Source organism: Vagococcus allomyrinae (genome assembly GCF_017829975.1).
GTDB classification, from domain to species: domain Bacteria; phylum Bacillota; class Bacilli; order Lactobacillales; family Vagococcaceae; genus Vagococcus_D; species Vagococcus_D allomyrinae.
On sequence record NZ_JAEEGA010000027.1, the window covers coordinates 1 to 18,086 of the forward strand.

The window sequence follows — 18,086 nt, forward strand, 5'->3', positions numbered from 1 at the left end:
ACTCTGATGAATGAATAAAAGAGAATAAAATAAGGTTCCAATCCCAAAATCAGGGATTGGACCCTTATTATTTTATCTCTAAAGATAAAAACGAAAGAAACCTATTCGTTTTTCAGCAGCCTCATTATTTCTGGCTTGTTTTTTTTTGCGGTACAACGCTTGGTTGGTAAAATAGCGATAACGAGAGGTTACCTTTACTGTCTTGGTCATCAAATTAGACGTAATAATCAGAATAAAGGCGACTATTCTGGTTCGACGATGTCGTTTTCAGGTAATTGGTCATAATAAATTACACTGGAATCGAGAGTGTTGATTGTTTCATCAATTTTAGGGGCTTGTTTTTTAGTAGTTAATGAACAAGCGGACAAGCCGAGTGAAGCAATAACTAGGCTGGCAATCATCAATTTTCTTTTCATTCAAACAATCTCCCTATCTTTTTTTTCATTATAACACAAAATGATAAAAGGTGCTATTTATGAAAAAACAAAGACAAGCAGTCACAAAAAATATTACTGGAGTACCTATTCACCCAGATTTTTCCAAGAAAATGCGTAACAACCCCGGTGAAGTTATAATTAGGGAAATCTCACTCGATTATTTCAAAAAAAGCATAGCTCGCAAATGAGAAGAGTAAGAGAATTTAAGACTAATTAGCAAATGATAAGTAATTTGTTATCTTGACTCTAAAATGGAATAGAAGTCGTTACCCTAATTTTTTTTTTTTTTTGTTCCGAAAACGTAGACTAAATGAACTGTTTTGTGATATATTTAATTTTGTTAAAAAGGAGGAATAAAATGAACAAAAAAATAATAATTTTATTGATGAGTGTGATGGTGATTGTTTTATCATCATGTGGAACAAGCGAAAAAGCAGCAAAAGAAAACGCAGAAGAATTTATCAAACTGACGGATGTTTACTTTGAAAAGCAACAACAATTGATGATCAAACAATCTGAGGGGCAGTCAGGTGACTTTGCTGAATTAAGCAAGCATGCTCAAGAGGTTGTTGATTCAAAAGAGTATCAGGAATGGGAAAAAGAAGTTAAAACGATTAAAAAATTTAAAATTGAGAAAGGCGAAAAATCTGAAGATTATATCAAGTTACAGGACTCTCTCAATAAGTACAACGATATTCAAATAGAGTATTTTCAGGAATTAGCCAAAGCGAAAGATGCAGACGCCTATAATGATGTAAATACTGACTTGGCCACCAAAGTAGGAGAGAGCCAAGAAGACTTCTTCACTATTATGGAAGCTTTGGAAGAGTAAAATTTAACCTATCAAGAATAAAAGCAAATCTCCTTCAACTGTCTCAGGATAGTTGAAGGAGATTTTTTGAGATCTTTTAGTGATTGACCAAGCAAGTTTACAAAAAAATTACAGTTTATTTGTAAACTTTTCTGATGTATTAGCGTATATAAGACTTCCAAATGAAAGTAGACAGATCACATTGATGATGAGAAAGATTATAGTGGGTTTTGGAAACAATCCAAGGATTAGCATTAAGACTGAGCAAATTATTAATAGACTGCCCAATAACTTCCCTAAGGCTGGGCCATTCATTTGCTCTCTGCTTTTTTTGGGTGCGGTATTGTAGCCAGCGATTAACATTAACCACTTACCACGGAGTAGCTGAATACCACAAATAGTAAAAATAAGCATTAATGGTGTAAGAAAGATAATAATTGTCCAATCCATAAAAAAACCCCCTTATGACTATCATATACCCGAACTACTAGAAAATAAAGAAAGAAATAATGGTACTTTAGTTCAATCAGATTTTTGCTATTCTGAATAGGGCAGTATGGGCGTGGGAGATGATGCATAAATGTAACCTATTTAGAAAAGAGATGGTGTCTCATAGCTGATTGTATTAAGTTATGGTCAGAACAGACGTGTTTTTGTCCTGATTGTATGTGCAGTAAAGCATTATGTATGTAATTGATTTAGAAATAAAAAGAAAAAGCCCTATGAAGAAGGACTTTATAAGAGGCCAACAGTAAAAAAAATTACGTATATCCAACCAAGGAAACCGTGAAAGATTATTATAGTGATACCATGCCCCGCTATATAAGATAGAATCATGGCTAATAAACATCCAATGCTTATACCGGATGTCGCGACAGTTTTAGATTTCGACTTTGTCATGAAGACACTCCTTTCTCTAATACGTTAATTGTATGGCATTCGAGAAAGAATAAGTTGGATATTCTTAAATGGTAAGAAATGACGCCTAAACGGTAAATTGATTAATGCCTAAAAGAATAGAAAGAGAGTATTAGTCTCTTTCCTTTTCAAATACAAAATCATACACAGTGGGGCCGAGAGCGTTATATCTTAACGGGATAGCTGAAATAAATCTGTAACCATCAATTGAATTTTCAGAGATTACCTCCTGATAATTCTCTTTGAGTTTCCCAGTAAAATCAACATCGATTGAAACATATTTATATTCCATAACGTAGTCACTCCTTTTATTGTTGGTACTCCCAAAAGTATATCATTTATTTTGGAAGTGTACTCTTACATTTAAGAAAGATAAACTAAACAATCGATACAAGATATCAAAATGTACTACCTAGAAGAAGCCTTACTTGCGATTTTTTCTATTACGGAATAGGTGAGATGGAATGATTTTATATCGTCACCCATCGATGCATAGATTGTGTATGTAAAGTTCTCGCCGATTACTGAGGTATTAATTGGCCTCCCAGCCGGTGTATCTGCTGTTGCTCCATCTGGCGTAATAGGTGTGATTGAGACTAAATCAAATTTAGATTTTTCCATATCGATAAACTGTTCAAACCTAATTTCTTCGTCAGACCAATCACTATATACCGCTGTACCGTTTTTAATCGCTTTATAAGTATCGTAGTTAAATGAACTACAGGGCATATAACTGTTTTGTGGAAAAACGACATTATCATAAAAAACAATGCTAACGTCCCTATGTCTAAATTTAAGCCAGAGGAATAAAAGCCCAGCCATTAAAATGAGAGCAATTAGTTTTTTGGTGATTAGAGTTTTATTCACATGTCACCTCTTATGTATTGTGATCTCCATTGTAACAAAATTAGGTACAAATTGGTATAGCTAGAGTGGGTGAGGCATACCATACAGTGGTCGTATTACCTTTTGAGTCAGTGATTGAATAGACACATGTATGGCTATATCGCCAATTAAAAGTATATAACATTTCATCAGATGGATATAGCTCAGACGTAACCTCACCAGTTGATGGGGTTGAATTTGTTTCAATCACCTTTACAGTTACTTTAGAAGTCAAGTCGCCATCTTCTTTATCAAAAGCTTTAACTATGTCTAATGGATAAATTTCATCACCTTTATTATAATCTCCACTACTAACTTTGATAACAGGTGCTTGGTCAGGTGAATATAAATAAGTGACAGCTGCTAAAACAGTGTAGATCCACCAATCAAACAGGTTAGTACCACCATAACATAAGCAAATTTCTTGCTAACCTTAGGATAATTCAACTTTTTTTATAACGTGTCAAAACGAACGGTATTGCAAAATAAGGAGTGATTAATCTCACGGATAATAAGCAAGTGGGTTTCTAACGAAAAGGATGTTTACGAATGAGTTAGTTTTTAATCAAATTATTGAGAAATAAAATAAGTATATAGCACTACAGCGAACACTCTTCATAAGCGAGTTTAGCCTTTTTGTGGAAAGCATAGGCACTCGAATTCCTTATCATGTGGTACCGAACAATTGCGAGAGTTTGCTGAAACGACCAGTCTTTGGCAAGTGTAACTGAATAGAGACGCTTAATCATTGGCATCGTCAAAAAGAGTTTTTTTATAGCCAAGACGAAAGAGAGTCGTAAATAGTGCCTACTGAATGAATCTCTCATAATGTATAAAAGCCATTAAATAGGTGCTTAGTTGTGCATAACACTTTTAAACTGGCATTTTTGACAGTATAAATTGAATGTTTTGAAGGCTTAACTTTCATTTTTATGCACTCTCACTAACGAAGTGCAAGGGTTTGATCTGTTTCTCATTAAAACCCTTGCACTTCAAATTAGAGAAACATCCTGTAAATATTGTCATATTAACGTTTATACATAGTTCAGTAGGCACTATATACTTTAAGAAAACAGAGTCATTTAAAGGGAGTGATTGACGAATTGAATCAACGAGCTGAAGAACTAGAAAAAGAGCGTGAAGAAATCGTTCAAATGATTGATAAAGTTACTGGTTTGAATCAAAAAAATATTAAAGTTGAAATATAACGAAAGGCTCACATTAGAATCGATAGCAGAAGAGTTGGGGTATAGCTATTCTTACATCAAAAGTAAACACGCTGAGCTCATGAGAATTATTCAGTTTAATAAAAAATGAAAAATAAAAAATACCGTTTGGAACATCCTGTTGGCTGGGATAGCTTCAAACGGTATCTATTTAAGAAATTTTTGTGATTGGTGCGAATTCAGAGAGTAGTCGTTTAGTTCCCAAATCTTTGAAATTTATATCTACTTCTTGATTGTTAGCTGTTCCCTCTACTTTTATAACTTTACCAGCTCCCCATTTCTTATGAAAAGCAGTATCACCTACTTGCCATTCAATGGAATTAGAATTTATTATTTCAAGTTTCTGAGTCATATTAATTTCGTCTAATTTTCCCAGGATTAATTGCAAAGTCTCAGATTCGGATATATCTATATCGTCTATGCTTTTAACTTTAATTCGTTTAAAATTATTTAAAAAAGGAGAGTAATTAATATCTTCTATTGATTTTTTATACGTATTAACAATTTTTTCCTTCAATATTTGTTGAAATTTAACAATTTCAGTATGCCTTAAGTCCGAAGGATAGGAGATATGTTCAATCATGGATATATCAAACATATAATCGGTCTTATCATCTTTAATAATAACTAAAGGTTTATCGAAAGCTAACCTTAGGCCAAGCTCTAGCATTACATTTCCGTTTCTCCCGCTTATATCAACAACAACTATTGGGTCATCATAAATATTATTCACAATATTATTATGAATGATGTCCACTTCCCCTTTAGACTCACTGACCATTCTAGGATTGAAATTGAATGCATCGATACTTCTTATAGTATTTAACAATATAGATTGAACATCGTTAAACTGGTTTATGCTGTAACCAGGCATTGGTGCAAGAGGCATAATTAAGCCGCAGTTTATCATATTATCATTTTCCATAATAACCCACCTTTCGTAATAATCATACCACAAAAGTATAGTACGTACAGTACCAAGACAGTACTGACACCTTGAATTTTACATGTTATTCTAATAACATAGTAATTCGCACAAAATATAAATATCTTCTTCTGTCATTTGATTATATTATCTAGTATTATTGACATATAAGAGTAGATAGGAGGAAAAATGATGGTGAAGAAAGATAAAGATGTAATTTCAAAAAAAAATGTAACTAAAAAATGTTTTTTTATTACACCAATTGGTGAAGAAAGCTCTGTGGAGTATAAAAAGTTAAAAGGTCTTGTTGAAAATGTTATTACACCAGTGTTATCCAATATGGGATATGAGATAGATGTAGCGCATAAAATTAATAAACTAGGATCTATAGGTGATCAAATATTTTCAAGCATTATTGGTTCTGATTTGATAATATCTAACCTGACAGATTGGAATCCCAATGTCATGTATGAAACTGCAGTTGCACATTCTTTTGGAATACCAACAATTATGATTTGTGAAATTGGACCTAGATTACCTTTCGACTTAATAGGAGATCGAGTTGTATTTTTTGAAGATTCGATTAATGGTTCGGGAGTGTTGAGTAAACAATTGGAAGATAAAATTTCAAATCTTGAGGAAGACAAAACTATAGATAATCCTGTTTTTCGTTCTATAAAAGATAAAGACACAATTTCTAGAGTTGTTGAATCTGCTGATTCCGGAGATCAAGTTTCTAAAATGTTAGTTAAAATGAGTGAAGATATCACCTCACTAAGTAATAAATTTGATAATCTTGATGTTAATAATGATCTTAATTTAGTAAAAAAAATTCATGTTTATTTGAATAAGGAAATTTACTTGGATGAAAGTGAAATTGAAGATGAAGTTTTTCCAACAGTTATTGAAACAATTGAAAAAATGTATGAAGATTTTGATATTGAATATATAGAGTTAGATGAATCTTTCAAATTAACTTTAATATTTAACTCTTTAATAGACAAGCGAAAGCCAATAAGAAAATTGAGGACATTGTTTATAAATCAAGGAAACCCTGTAAATAGGATAACAACTAGTGGAAAATAAAACTAAAAAACACCCATCTAAATCAGGTGAGTGTTTTTGTTTGGTTGAATTGAGATGTTAAGTTGTATCTCACGCACAGAATTGACGTACCCTTGTCTGTGCTTTTTTATTATACCTAAGGAGGTAATCAATTATGTCAGATAAAAATGAGTTCCTGTAATACTTTAAATCACTTCATGCTGAGAAAGATGTTGATGCAATAGCTGAAACTATTTGGACCATCATTGGTATGTATGCTTTATCAATGGATGAAGTTACAGCTCTTAATTATTACATCATGGAGCGCACACTTAAGACTCCTGTCAATCAGAGAGTTCTTCTTGAAGATGCCAAGATAGATATTACTAAGCCGACTTATCACACAGAGGGAGTTATTACGCCACAACAAAAGGTGTTAGATGTGCAACGTGCACTGTTAAGTAAATATGTTAGTGAGTTGAAAGGTGGGAGTAAATAATGACAGTTGAGTTTAGTTTAAATACTGATTCTGTCCCTGAGGTTTTGATTAATGGTGAGTCAGTTCCGGTTGTGTTTTGCTCGTATCAATATATTACATGTGGTTTAGGTGGCGGTGTTAACTTAATCATTGCCACAGTGTTAACTGGTTGTGACAATGATTTATGTGGTGTCACTCAATCAGTTGTCTGTCACAACAATCTAACTGGCGAGACATACTTTCAATGATTGATATCACGTCACCAGAGTCACGTGCTAAGTTCTACGCATCAACTAAATGGCGGCAGTTACGTCTGTCAATTCTTGAGCGTGACAACTATGAATGTTTATGGTGCAAAGAACTTGGTAAGTTGAATGATCGTAACACAGTAGTCTTGGAGGTTGATCATATCGTTGAGTTGGAACATCATCCAGAGTTCGCACTTGACCCGATGAACCTTAGAACATTGTGCAAGAACTGCCACAACAAACGACACAAACGATTTGAACATCGGCCAAGTAAAGCAAAACGTTGGGACGATGAGTGGTTCGGTTATTAATTTTCTTATTCTCAGTAGACCCCCGGTCGAAATATTTTAAGCCTTTTTTTATTTCTGCTAAACCGGTGGATGGGTCAACTGTCTAAAAATACACGATAAAAAATTTTAATAGGGGGGGTAGGACAATGAAAGTGTCAGATTTGAAAAGACAATTAATGCTGCAAGTTGATTTAAATGATCAAATGGAAGTTGAAAAAGTTGAACGGTACATTGACTTAATCAAGCTTTACTTAAAAATGAATTCATCTATTACAAAGCATGGCGCGATGATTGAGATTGAAAACGGGTCTCAAAAATACATGAAACCTAACCCCGCAATTGCTGAAAAAGTAAAACTTTCTCGTGCAATTATTGCTCTTGGAAAAGACCTTAATTTAGATGTATTGAATAAAACAATCACCAGTACCGAAGAAGACTATTCGGAGGATGATTTAGTATGATTCATCAAAAACACGTTGATTATTATATCCAGCAGTACTGTGATGGAAAGATTAAACTCAATAAAGAGCGTATCGAATTAATTGAGTATTTGGAACGGGATATTTTATCACGAGATGATTTGTATTTTGATGATAAAATGATTGATGATTGCATTGCCTACGGTGATAAATGGTATTTTGAAATGCAGCCATTCCAAAAATTTTTAATTGCCTTTATATTTTTGCATTTCAAGAAAAATGACCGAAACTTTTACCGTAAGTTTCTTTGGTTGTTCGGCCGTGGTGGTGGTAAGAATGGTCTGCTGTCTGTCGTTCTAAATTTTTTGCAGACAGAATTGCATGGCGTGAGGGAATACAATATTTCAATAGTGGCTAATTCAGAGGACAGGCTAAGACTAGTTTTGAGGAAATTTAGAACACAATTAAACGAAATAAAGTTTTTACAGAAGGCCTTTGAATGTGGTAAGTCTAAAATTATGTCCAAAAAGATTGACAGTGTTATCCGGTTCGGGACTTCAAATGGTGATACCAAAGATGGCCTACGTGATGGTGCGGTTGCATTTGATGAGATTCATCGTTATGAGAGTAATAAGGACGTCAAAGTTCATATTAGTGGTCTAGGTAAGAAAAGAAATCCTCGTGAGTTCTATGTTGGAACTGACGGTTATGTTCGTGAAGGATTCTTGGATAATATGAAAGAAAAAGCTAAAAGAGTATTGAACGGCAGCAGTCGTCCGAATGCTCTTTTTCCTTTTATCTGTAAATTGGATTCTGAGGATCAGGTAAATGACTCAAATTTTTGGGAGTTAGCTAATCTAATGTTTCATCTTCCAATGAGCGATTACGCTGATGGATTGTTTGAAACTGTCATGGAAGAGTACGACGACTTAGAAGACGATCCAAGCAATAGAGAAGAGTTCATGACTAAACGGATGAACTTACCCGTAACCGAGCTAGAAAGGTCAGTAGCGAGCCGTGACGAGATGCTGAGGACAGCATATGAAGAACTCCATTATTCTATATACATTAAGAATAATGGAGTTAGTAAGATAGGTTTTACACCATGGTTATTAGGTGGTTACACTCCAGATAACATTGTTCAAGCTGTTCTGGTCGCTGGTGGTGCAGTATTAATTGACCAAGATCGCAAACAAATTACAGCAGCTAAGCAACAAGGAATTAATCATAATGAATTAGATGAAGAATTTACACCACCAAAAGGGGAAGACTAACTATGTCCGATATTACACGTACAGTTGACTGGATGAAAACACGTAAGGGGAAAATTACTTACTCAATGTCTCAACGGTTAGGACCAAACTCATATGACTGTTCAAGTGCTGTTTTTAATGCCTTGATTGCTGGTGGATTTTTGCCACAAGGTTCTTTTATTGGAAATACTGAAACACTGTACAGTTTAGAAGGTAAGTTACTTATTCCTATTGGTCCGTCTCAAGCCGCCTATGGCGATGTGTTTGTGTCTGGTGTAAAAGGTGGGTCACTTGGTTCAGGCGGTCACACAGGTATCTTTATTGATAATAAAGCGATCATACACTGTACGTATGGTTATGGTAGTAACAACATGGCAATCACTCCAGCATATCAATGGATGGGTGACTATTCTGGATTACCAGTTCACTATTACAGACTAAAAAACAGTGGAGGTATTATCATTCCAGAAGGTGAGAACAAACCACAGATGACTATTTTAGTTGTTGATGGTTATTGGGGGCTTGCGACTTCTAAGAGAGCTCAAGAGTACTTTGGTTGTGCGATACGTGACGGGATCATTAGCCACCAATTTAAATCTGCTCACAATCAATTTATCCACTCAGCTCAATTTGATCAATCATTAATTGGTTCTGATTTAATCAAAGCTATGCAAAAATGGCTAGGGATTAAAGTGGATGGTTTAGCTGGCCCTCAGTTTGTAATAGCCTTTCAAGCCAAAATGGGGACGATTCAAGACGGTATAATCAGTTCACCGTCAGATTGTATCAAAGAGTTTCAACGACGCTTAACCGCTGGTAAATTATAAGGTAAAGAGAATTAACCAAAATGTGATATAATTAATGAGAGGTGATAAGATGACTGAAAAAGATATGTTAGATATAATAATAAAATTAATATTTTCTAGCTTACCTGGATTCTTTTCTTATTTTTATTTACAAGAAGTAGATATTTTACAATTAAACCGAAACAGGGACTCGGAGAATAAATTGGTTTTACTAAGTTTTTCATTTGTGAATATTGGATTAGGTTTATTAATGTTTCAAATTAAATGGATTAACGAATTTCCATTATTTGTTAGGATTATTATCGTAGTACTTATTTTAATATTAGTGACAATGATAGTGTATCCTTGGATTATTTGCTTTGGGAAATATGTTATTAACCTAATTCGAAGTGACTCAGAATTAGGCGCTCAAACTTATAAGTCTGATTGGAAAGCGTTGATGACTACGGGGAACAGTAAAAGAATATCAATTTTTGATTTCTCAGGGAATCATGTCATATCAGGGTTTACTGATAAAATCCCCAATGATATTCAATTTGATTATTTTTTATTGGTTATGCAAAGTGAATACATTGATACTGATAGTAAGTTAACCGAAGCGGAAGTAACGGAGCAGTATGAAAAAGCTGTAAAGGATGATAATGGTAAATATTTTATATTTGTTGATATGGAGAAAAAATATAAAATTCACGTTTATGATGATAAAAAGAAAGGAAAAGATAACTAGTCTTTTCCTTTCTTTTTAAATAATTGCTGCGTATTTGGGTTGGGTGCATCATGTTGTACCGAATTTCGTTGACTAGATCGGTCAGAGTGTATAATCTCTTTAGATGAATCCCTAGAAAAATTATGACTCTCTTTGATCGGCTTCTGACCTTCTTTATGCTTGTCAGGCAATATTTTCACCTCCTAAATAATAAGTAAAACTACTAGTTAATAATACCACAAATAGATATACATAAAACCACAAAAAATAATAAATTGTAAGATAATGACCTTAGCTTCTCTCTTAGTTGAGATGACCAAGGTCTTTTTTTGGTTTATACTGATAGCATAGTAAAAATTGAAAGGATGAGTGTGATGAGTAAATATTTGAACCTTGGTACATTTTTATCGAAGAATAAAAAGTTTAGTGTTGAGTTAACTTTTGAAGAAATAAATAAGTTACTTCCACAAGGAAATGGGTTACCAGATACGGCACTTACAAATACAACCTGGTGGGCAAATAATAATGATGGACATTCTCAAGCAAACGCATGGTTAGAAAATCATTCAAAAGTTGTGAATATTGATTTGGAAGAAAAGAAAGTCATTTTTGTTAATACTGAACGTGAACCAGAACTAAAGGACAAGTTGTTTGCGTTAAAAGATATGGTTGATACAATTGCTGACGCTATAAATAAGAATGCAAATAAAGCAGCTTTATTTTGTGCATTGGCCATACCTGATATCTGTTGCCAAATTGAGTACGGAAAAAGTAGATCTTCAGGAAAGGATTATGAAAAATGGTACGATGAAAATATTTTTGAATATGAATATCCTAATCGCAGTGAGGATGAAAAGAGTAATGGTTTTAGAAAGATGAATCAGTTAGATGGTCAAATTATCTATTTGATAAGGTGTAAATTATTTCATGAAGGAAGCAAGAATCATGCAGAAGTTGAAAAGGCATTAATAGAAAAATATGAGGCTGAAAAACGTGGAAAAAAAGTTACTCTTTCTTTTAACTTACATGCGGAAGGAGATGTCACAGGGTATAGTTGGAGTTGGGATAACGAAAATTTTAACGTAAGTATATACATTAGTCCTAAGTCAATGGCTGAAAATCTAATGTGGACGGCAGAAGGGGTTCTTCGAGATTATAAAATAATAAAAGGTTAATTGTTTACCTACTGTTTTTACTCTGCGTAATCAAGTTGTAATTTTATCTTGCCAAGAAGTGACGACTAATATAAATAAATTAATATTGAATTTTATGCAAAAAAATACTGACTTCTTTTAAAAGAAATCAGTAATATTAGTATTTTTTACACCTTCGCTAGTGATCTCATACGCCATAATTTTAGGGCACGTTAGGGGCACTTTCTTTTAAAAGGGCACCAAATGGGCACCTGTTTTTTTCCACTTCTAAAATATTGCTTTCCCTTTATATCGACGTTTATGCTATAATAATCCATGAGAGAACACTACTATTTTAATGCTCAAACGCGGCCTAAGGGAATCGAACCCCTGTCTCAAGAACCGGAATCTTACGTGATATCCACTACACTAAGGCCGCAAGCACATAAATTAGTTTACCCAATTATTGAGTAAATAGCAAGTGTATTTTTATATTATTCTCTCGGAATGATAGAAAGAAGTGGAAAACATGCAATATAATCAAAATTTGAGCCAGCAACAGAAGCAAGTTCAGAAGATGGCCATGACTCAACAACTGCAGCAATCCATTCAAATGCTTCAATATAGTACCGATGATTTGCTAACTTTTTTGGAAAGCAAAGCGTTGGAAAATCCTTTAATAGATGTCAAAATAGAAAGTGACTATGCAGATTTGCCAATTCGTCATACCTCAAAAAAAAATTATGAAGGACCCGAGACAAGTTACCTCAATCAAATTCCGGATAGAGGGATGTCGTTATTTGAATCCCTTTTAGCTCAGATTCATCTAAATTATCGGGATACCTATTTACGACAATTGATCATCTTTTTTACGGAATATGTCGATGTCAATGGCTATTTAACGATTACCTTGGAAGAAGCGGTTCGTCAAACAGGCGCTGACTACATTCAGATGTTGGATGCCTTGATCTTGTTACAGCAATTAGATCCTGCAGGTGTTGGGGCTCGTGACTTGCAAGAATGTTTATTGCTACAAATTGAGCGGGACAATGAAGCACCACCATTGGCCTACGTGGTAATTGAAGAAGAATTTGAAAATTTTGCTAATCGTAAATGGAAAGAAGTAGCAAATCGCTATGGAGTTGATTTGCCGACTATTCAAGAAATCCATGACTATATTCAAAGCTTGAGCCCGTTTCCTGGGGCGGCTTATGGTGAATCGACAGAACAGTACATTAACCCAGATTTATTGGTCAACATCAAAGGTGAGACGATCGAAGTCCTTTCTACCCGAAGTGGGGCACCGGTGATTGAGTTTCAGCAACGTTATTTTGATAAAATGGCGGAAACCGGTGATCGAGAGGTCAAACAATACATCAAAGAGAAAAAAGCTGAGTTTGATTGGATTAAACGCAGTGTAACACAACGTGGAGACACGATCTTGCGAGTGGGGACCGAAATTGTCAGTCGGCAGGCGGCCTTTTTTCTAGATACTGAGCGACCTCTAAAGCCGATGACGCTAAAGGAGATTGCAGAAGAACTTGAGATTCATGAATCAACGGTCAGCCGAGCGGTAAATGGCAAGTATTTGCAAACAAAGTTTGGCGTTTTTGAATTGCGGTCCTTTTTTACCACGGGACTATCGCAAAATAGTGACGGAGAAGAGGTTTCTGCGGCTGACGTCCAAACGAGAATAAAACAACTAGTAGAACATGAGAATAAAGCTAAACCACTGTCTGACCAAAAAATTGTTGACATGCTCCAGTCTGAAGGTGTTGAAATTTCTCGCCGAACAGTGGCAAAATATCGTGACATTTTAGGAATAGCTGCCTCAAGTAAACGAAAACGTTATGATTGATTTAGTGGCATAATAAAACAAAAAGACGAACAATCCGATTTGGAAAGGTTCGTCTTTTTGATGGAGATTCCGTAGAGGTGAATAAGTTAGGGAAAGTCGAAAAGAGCTGTCTAATAACTCACAAACTTTCTCTGCGCAACTCTCTTGGATCGTTCGATTAATCGCGAAAAACTCAAAACCGAAATTTCACAAGACTTGTGAAGAAAGGTTGAAGGATAATCAATTAAACTGTTTTTTGCTTGCTAAACTCTTTTATTGGTGTTACACTATCCTTGTAAGTTGGTAGAGACGAAACAGTAAAAATAATTTACTTAAATTCGGATTTATCATTTTTTTTGGAATCGATGGGTCACCAAACGACGCACTTGGTCATTTTAAGTCCAACGAAGGAGTCCGACAATGGAAAACCAATTAGAATTAATTGAAAAAATAGCTCCTGATGTCATGGATCTCGTTCAAGAGCGCTTTACCATTTTGCGTAATATTAACTGGATGTCACCAGTTGGTAGAAGGACATTGGCGATGAAGATGGGTATGACCGAACGAGTGTTGCGAACGGAAACGGATTTACTTAAAAACTTACAGTTAATAGAAACATCCAAGAGTGGTATGACTCTTACAGCAGAAGGTGAAAAGGTCATGGTTGGGTTGGAGTCTTTAATGGGCAAATACTCAGGCATGAAACAAAAAGAGCGGAAATTAGCAGAATATTTTGGGGTTGAGAAATGCATCATTGTAGCTGGTGACAGTGACGATGAAACCAAAGTTTTGGCTAGTTTTGGTCAGATTATTTCTGAGTCCTTAAGTACCTTATTACCTGATAAAGAAAACGTCATAGCTGTCATGGGTGGCACAACCATGGCCGCTGTCGCTGAGAACATGACCATGTTAGATCATAACATTCGTAATAATGTTTTTGTCCCAGCCCGGGGCGGTATCGGTGAAACAGTCGATATTCAAGCGAACTCTGTCAGTGCGATGATGGCATCAAAGACAGGTGGCACGTCAAGACCACTGTATGTCCCAGAACGAGTGAGTCACGAAACTTACCAAAGTCTTTTGCAAGAACCATTTGTCCAGCAAGTTTTAGGTTTGATCGAAGAGTCAACTTGCGTTATTCACAGTATTGGACGGGCATTACATATGGCTGCAAGACGGGGCATGAGCGAGCAAGAGCTTGTCATGCTAAAAAATAATGGTGCGGTGGCAGAATCATTTGGTTATTTTTTTGACGATGACGGTAAAGTAGTTTACAAGATACCGCGAATTGGCTTGCAATTAAAAGATTTGGAGAAAGTTCCATACATCTTAGCCGTAGCCGGCGGCAAGTCAAAAGCCAAAGCGATACACTCGTACATGAAACACGCTCCCCAACAAACTTGGTTAATCACCGATGAAGGGGCAGCCAACGAAATGTTAAAGTCAATCAATCTTGGCTAGAACACTAACACTTGATTTTAAAAGGGTTCGCCCTTTAAAATAAATAATTTTTCGATTTTCTAAAGGAGGAAATCTCGCATGACAGTTAAAGTAGGTATTAATGGATTTGGACGTATTGGACGTTTAGCATTCCGCCGTATTCAAGAAGTAGAAGGTATTGAAGTAGTAGCAATCAACGATTTAACAGATTCAAAAATGTTGGCTCATTTATTAAAATATGATACTACACAAGGCCGTTTCAACGGTGACGTGGAAGTTCATGATGGTTATTTCAATGTTAATGGTAAAGAAGTTAAAGTATTAGCTAACCGTAACCCTGAAGAATTACCATGGGGCGACTTAGGTGTTGAAATCGTCTTAGAATGTACTGGTTTCTTCACTTCTAAAGAAGGCGCTGAAAAACATCTTAAAGGTGGCGCTAAACGTGTTGTAATTTCTGCTCCTGGTGGAAATGACGTTCCAACAATCGTTTACAATACTAACCATGATATCTTAACAGGTAAAGAAACAGTTATCTCAGGTGCTTCTTGTACGACTAACTGTTTAGCTCCTATGGCTAAAGCTTTACAAGACAACTTTGGTGTTGTTGAAGGTTTAATGACAACTATCCACGCTTACACAGGTGACCAAATGACTCTTGACGGTCCTCACCCTGGTGGAGACTTCCGTCGTGCTCGTGCTGCTGCAGCAAACATCGTACCTAACACAACTGGTGCGGCTAAAGCAATCGGCTTAGTAATCCCAGAATTAAACGGTAAATTAGACGGGGCAGCTCAACGTGTTCCTGTTGCAACTGGTTCTTTAACAGAATTAGTGACAATCTTAGACAAAAAAGTAACTGTTGACGAAGTCAATGCAGTAATGAAAGCAGCAGCTAACGAATCTTATGGTTACACAGCTGATGCAATCGTTTCTTCTGATATCGTAGGCATGACTTACGGTTCACTATTTGACGAAACTCAAACTAAAGTGATGACAGTTGGCGATGCTCAACTAGTTAAAACTGTTGCTTGGTATGATAACGAAATGTCATACACTGCACAATTAGTTCGTACTTTAGAATACTTTGCTAAATTAGGTTAATTAGAACGAAGGTTTTAATGACTGAACAGATAAGCGGGGAAGCATCGCGCTTCTCCGCTTATTTTTATGAGGCACATTAGATTTACAACTACTAGGAGGTTAGCTGAATGGCTAAATTAACTGTCAAAGATTTGGAATTAAAAGATAAAAAAGTATTAGTCCGCGTTGACTTTAACGTTCCATTAAAAGATGGCGTTATTACAGATGATAATCGGATTGCGGCAGCCTTACCAACGATTGAATACATCCTTGATAATGGCGGGAAAGCAATTCTATTTTCACACTTAGGTCGCGTTAAAGAAGAAGCAGACAAAGAAGGCAAATCATTACGTCCCGTTGCCACTCGCTTAAGTGAACTATTAGGCAAAGAAGTTATCTTTGTTCCTGAAACACGAGGCGAAGTCTTAGAATCAGCGATTAATGATTTAAAAGCAGGTGAAGTGTTATTAGTTGAAAACACTCGTTTCGAAGACATTGATGGTAAAAAAGAATCTAAAAACGACGCTGAATTAGGTAAATACTGGGCCTCTCTTGGCGATGATCTTTTCGTCAACGACGCATTTGGAACAGCTCACCGCGCTCACGCATCAAACGTTGGCATTTCGTCAAACGTTTCGCAAGCAGCAGCTGGATTCTTAATGGAAAATGAAATCAAATTTATCAAAGAAGCCGTTGAAGCACCAGTTCGTCCATTTGTGGCAATCTTAGGTGGTTCAAAAGTATCAGATAAAATTGGTGTCATTGAAAATCTCCTTGAAAAAGCAGATAAAGTTATCGTCGGTGGTGGTATGACATATACATTTTATGCTGCGAAAGGCATTGAAATTGGTGATTCGTTAGTTGAATTAGACAAAGTTGAATTAGCTAAAACATTGATTGAAAAAGCGGGCGATAAATTAGTGTTACCCGTTGATTCGATTGAAGCTAACGCCTTTGCTGGCTACACTGAATTAAAAGCAACTGAGGGCGAAGCAGTCGATAAAGGCTTCTTAGGCCTAGATATCGGATCAAAAACAATTGAATTGTTTGAATCTGTCATTGACGGTGCTAAAACAGTCGTTTGGAATGGCCCGATGGGTGTCTTTGAAAATGAAGACTTCGCTAAAGGAACAATCGCAGTAATGGATGCCATTGCGGCTCAAGCAGGCGCAACGTCAATTATCGGTGGTGGTGATTCAGCAGCTGCAGCCATTAACTTAGGACGTGCGGATAAATTCTCATGGATCTCAACTGGTGGCGGTGCGTCACTAGAATTACTAGAAGGCAAAGAATTACCAGGCTTAACCGCGTTAACTGAAAAATAAAAAAATGTTACGAAAGAAGGGAAGTTTCCCTTCTTTCATTTAAACCCATAGAAGGAGTTACTAATCATGCGTAAACCAATTATTGCAGGAAACTGGAAAATGAACAAAACAGCCGATGAAGCTTTAACGTTCATTGATGAAGTTAAAAATAATATCCCAGCTAACTCAGCTGTCGATTCAGTTGTTGGCTCACCAGCGTTGTTTTTACAAGGCTTGGCTGAAGCGACAAAAGGAACAGAATTAAAAATCTCTGCTCAAAATTGTTACTTCGAAAATGCCGGTGCTTTCACGGGTGAAAATTCACCCGCAGCAATTGCTGACTTAGGTGTCCAATATGTGATCATTGGTCACTCTGAGCGTCGTGAATTTTTCCATGAAACAGACGAAGATGTTAACAAAAAAGCTAAAGCAATCATCGCTAACGGCATGACACCAATCGTATGTTGTGGTGAAACATTAGAACAACGTGAAGCCGGTGAAACAGAAGATTGGATCAAAGGCCAAGTTGAAAATGCTTTAGATGGCTTAACTGAAGAGCAAGTGGCGAATTTAGTCGTTGCTTATGAACCAATCTGGGCAATCGGTACTGGTAAATCTTCATCTGCTACAGATGCTGACGAAACATGTTTTGTTGTCCGCAAAACAATTGCTGACAAATTTGGTGCTGACACAGCTAACAAAGTTCGTATTCAATACGGCGGTAGCGTGAAACCTGAAAACATTAAAGAGTACATGGCACAAGAAAACATCGATGGAGCATTAGTGGGTGGCGCAAGTCTTGAGCCAAAATCATTCTTAGCTTTATTGGAGGCTGTTAAATAG

At 35.9% G+C, this 18,086-nt stretch carries 22 protein-coding genes and 1 tRNA gene; 17 read left to right on the plus strand and 6 right to left on the minus strand.

Features of this window, described 5'->3' with window-relative positions; all coding sequences use genetic code 11:
- Positions 1-242: 242 nt before the first annotated feature.
- On the minus strand, positions 243-416 hold the full coding sequence (locus I6N95_RS25575) for a hypothetical protein (protein WP_209532828.1): 174 nt from the start codon (positions 414-416) through the stop codon (positions 243-245).
- 59 nt (positions 417-475) lie between these two features.
- Here I6N95_RS25575 and I6N95_RS25580 point away from each other — a divergent pair, with 59 nt between their 5' ends.
- Positions 476-625: a hypothetical protein gene (locus tag I6N95_RS25580; protein WP_209532830.1), complete on the plus strand. Its 150-nt coding sequence runs from the start codon at positions 476-478 to the stop codon at positions 623-625.
- Between the two features lie 170 nt (positions 626-795).
- A complete protein-coding gene (locus I6N95_RS25585; RefSeq protein WP_209532832.1) occupies positions 796-1,269 on the plus strand; it encodes a hypothetical protein in 474 nt (157 codons plus the stop codon).
- Positions 1,270-1,377: 108 nt separating this feature from the next.
- Here I6N95_RS25585 and I6N95_RS25590 read toward each other — a convergent pair whose 3' ends face one another.
- The 3 genes from I6N95_RS25590 to I6N95_RS25600 form a co-directional block, all read right to left on the minus strand.
- Positions 1,378-1,698 carry a DUF3784 domain-containing protein gene (locus tag I6N95_RS25590; protein ID WP_209532835.1) on the minus strand — a complete coding sequence of 107 codons (321 nt, stop codon included), beginning with the start codon at positions 1,696-1,698 and terminating at the stop codon, positions 1,378-1,380.
- Between the two features lie 580 nt (positions 1,699-2,278).
- Positions 2,279-2,458: a DUF4177 domain-containing protein gene (locus I6N95_RS25595; protein WP_209532837.1), complete on the minus strand. Its 180-nt coding sequence runs from the start codon at positions 2,456-2,458 to the stop codon at positions 2,279-2,281.
- Positions 2,459-2,574: 116 nt separating this feature from the next.
- On the minus strand, positions 2,575-3,033 hold the full coding sequence (locus I6N95_RS25600) for a hypothetical protein (RefSeq protein ID WP_209532839.1): 459 nt from the start codon (positions 3,031-3,033) through the stop codon (positions 2,575-2,577).
- A gap of 1,215 nt (positions 3,034-4,248) precedes the next feature.
- On the opposite strand from I6N95_RS25600, the gene I6N95_RS27305 reads away from it, so the two are divergent.
- Positions 4,249-4,368, plus strand: coding sequence for a hypothetical protein (locus I6N95_RS27305; RefSeq protein ID WP_245249883.1), 120 nt, complete (start codon positions 4,249-4,251; stop codon positions 4,366-4,368).
- Positions 4,369-4,428: 60 nt separating this feature from the next.
- Here the strand turns inward: I6N95_RS27305 and I6N95_RS25610 are convergent, their stop codons facing one another.
- Positions 4,429-5,202 carry a hypothetical protein gene (locus I6N95_RS25610; protein ID WP_209532841.1) on the minus strand — a complete coding sequence of 258 codons (774 nt, stop codon included), beginning with the start codon at positions 5,200-5,202 and terminating at the stop codon, positions 4,429-4,431.
- Between the two features lie 192 nt (positions 5,203-5,394).
- Between I6N95_RS25610 and I6N95_RS25615 the strand changes: the two genes are divergently transcribed.
- The 9 genes from I6N95_RS25615 (at position 5,395) to I6N95_RS25655 (ending at position 11,621) form a co-directional block, all read left to right on the plus strand.
- Positions 5,395-6,288: a hypothetical protein gene (locus tag I6N95_RS25615; RefSeq protein WP_209532843.1), complete on the plus strand. Its 894-nt coding sequence runs from the start codon at positions 5,395-5,397 to the stop codon at positions 6,286-6,288.
- A gap of 244 nt (positions 6,289-6,532) precedes the next feature.
- Entirely contained in the window at positions 6,533-6,745 is a 213-nt protein-coding gene (locus tag I6N95_RS25620) for a hypothetical protein (protein WP_209532845.1), read from the plus strand.
- Positions 6,745-6,972, plus strand: coding sequence for a hypothetical protein (locus tag I6N95_RS25625; RefSeq protein ID WP_209532847.1), 228 nt, complete (start codon positions 6,745-6,747; stop codon positions 6,970-6,972). Before I6N95_RS25620 ends, I6N95_RS25625 begins: the two co-directional genes overlap by 1 nt.
- Entirely contained in the window at positions 6,969-7,283 is a 315-nt protein-coding gene (locus I6N95_RS25630; RefSeq protein ID WP_209532849.1) for an HNH endonuclease, read from the plus strand. Before I6N95_RS25625 ends, I6N95_RS25630 begins: the two co-directional genes overlap by 4 nt.
- A gap of 125 nt (positions 7,284-7,408) precedes the next feature.
- Positions 7,409-7,723 carry a P27 family phage terminase small subunit gene (locus tag I6N95_RS25635; RefSeq protein WP_209532851.1) on the plus strand — a complete coding sequence of 105 codons (315 nt, stop codon included), beginning with the start codon at positions 7,409-7,411 and terminating at the stop codon, positions 7,721-7,723.
- Positions 7,720-8,955 (plus strand): terminase large subunit domain-containing protein, encoded by a 1,236-nt coding sequence (locus I6N95_RS25640; protein WP_209532853.1) that lies wholly within the window; start codon positions 7,720-7,722, stop codon positions 8,953-8,955. The genes I6N95_RS25635 and I6N95_RS25640 overlap by 4 nt, the downstream gene beginning before the upstream one ends.
- A 2-nt stretch (positions 8,956-8,957) precedes the next feature.
- Positions 8,958-9,761 carry a peptidoglycan amidohydrolase family protein gene (locus tag I6N95_RS25645; protein WP_209532854.1) on the plus strand — a complete coding sequence of 268 codons (804 nt, stop codon included), beginning with the start codon at positions 8,958-8,960 and terminating at the stop codon, positions 9,759-9,761.
- A gap of 49 nt (positions 9,762-9,810) precedes the next feature.
- Positions 9,811-10,467 carry a hypothetical protein gene (locus I6N95_RS25650; protein ID WP_209532856.1) on the plus strand — a complete coding sequence of 219 codons (657 nt, stop codon included), beginning with the start codon at positions 9,811-9,813 and terminating at the stop codon, positions 10,465-10,467.
- A gap of 353 nt (positions 10,468-10,820) precedes the next feature.
- A complete protein-coding gene (locus I6N95_RS25655; protein ID WP_209532858.1) occupies positions 10,821-11,621 on the plus strand; it encodes a DUF7662 domain-containing protein in 801 nt (266 codons plus the stop codon).
- Between the two features lie 325 nt (positions 11,622-11,946).
- Here I6N95_RS25655 and I6N95_RS25660 read toward each other — a convergent pair.
- Positions 11,947-12,018, minus strand: a tRNA-Arg gene (locus I6N95_RS25660).
- Between the two features lie 90 nt (positions 12,019-12,108).
- Between I6N95_RS25660 and rpoN the strand changes: the two genes are divergently transcribed.
- The 5 genes from rpoN (at position 12,109) to tpiA (ending at position 18,086) form a co-directional block, all read left to right on the plus strand.
- Entirely contained in the window at positions 12,109-13,437 is a 1,329-nt protein-coding gene (gene rpoN / locus I6N95_RS25665) for an RNA polymerase factor sigma-54 (RefSeq protein ID WP_209532860.1), read from the plus strand.
- A gap of 399 nt (positions 13,438-13,836) precedes the next feature.
- Positions 13,837-14,877 (plus strand): sugar-binding transcriptional regulator, encoded by a 1,041-nt coding sequence (locus I6N95_RS25670; protein WP_209532862.1) that lies wholly within the window; start codon positions 13,837-13,839, stop codon positions 14,875-14,877.
- A 78-nt stretch (positions 14,878-14,955) separates the two neighbouring features.
- On the plus strand, positions 14,956-15,960 hold the full coding sequence (gap, locus tag I6N95_RS25675) for a type I glyceraldehyde-3-phosphate dehydrogenase (protein WP_209532864.1): 1,005 nt from the start codon (positions 14,956-14,958) through the stop codon (positions 15,958-15,960).
- 107 nt (positions 15,961-16,067) lie between these two features.
- On the plus strand, positions 16,068-17,264 hold the full coding sequence (locus tag I6N95_RS25680) for a phosphoglycerate kinase (protein WP_209532866.1): 1,197 nt from the start codon (positions 16,068-16,070) through the stop codon (positions 17,262-17,264).
- 66 nt (positions 17,265-17,330) lie between these two features.
- Positions 17,331-18,086 (plus strand): triose-phosphate isomerase, encoded by a 756-nt coding sequence (gene tpiA / locus I6N95_RS25685; protein WP_209532868.1) that lies wholly within the window; start codon positions 17,331-17,333, stop codon positions 18,084-18,086.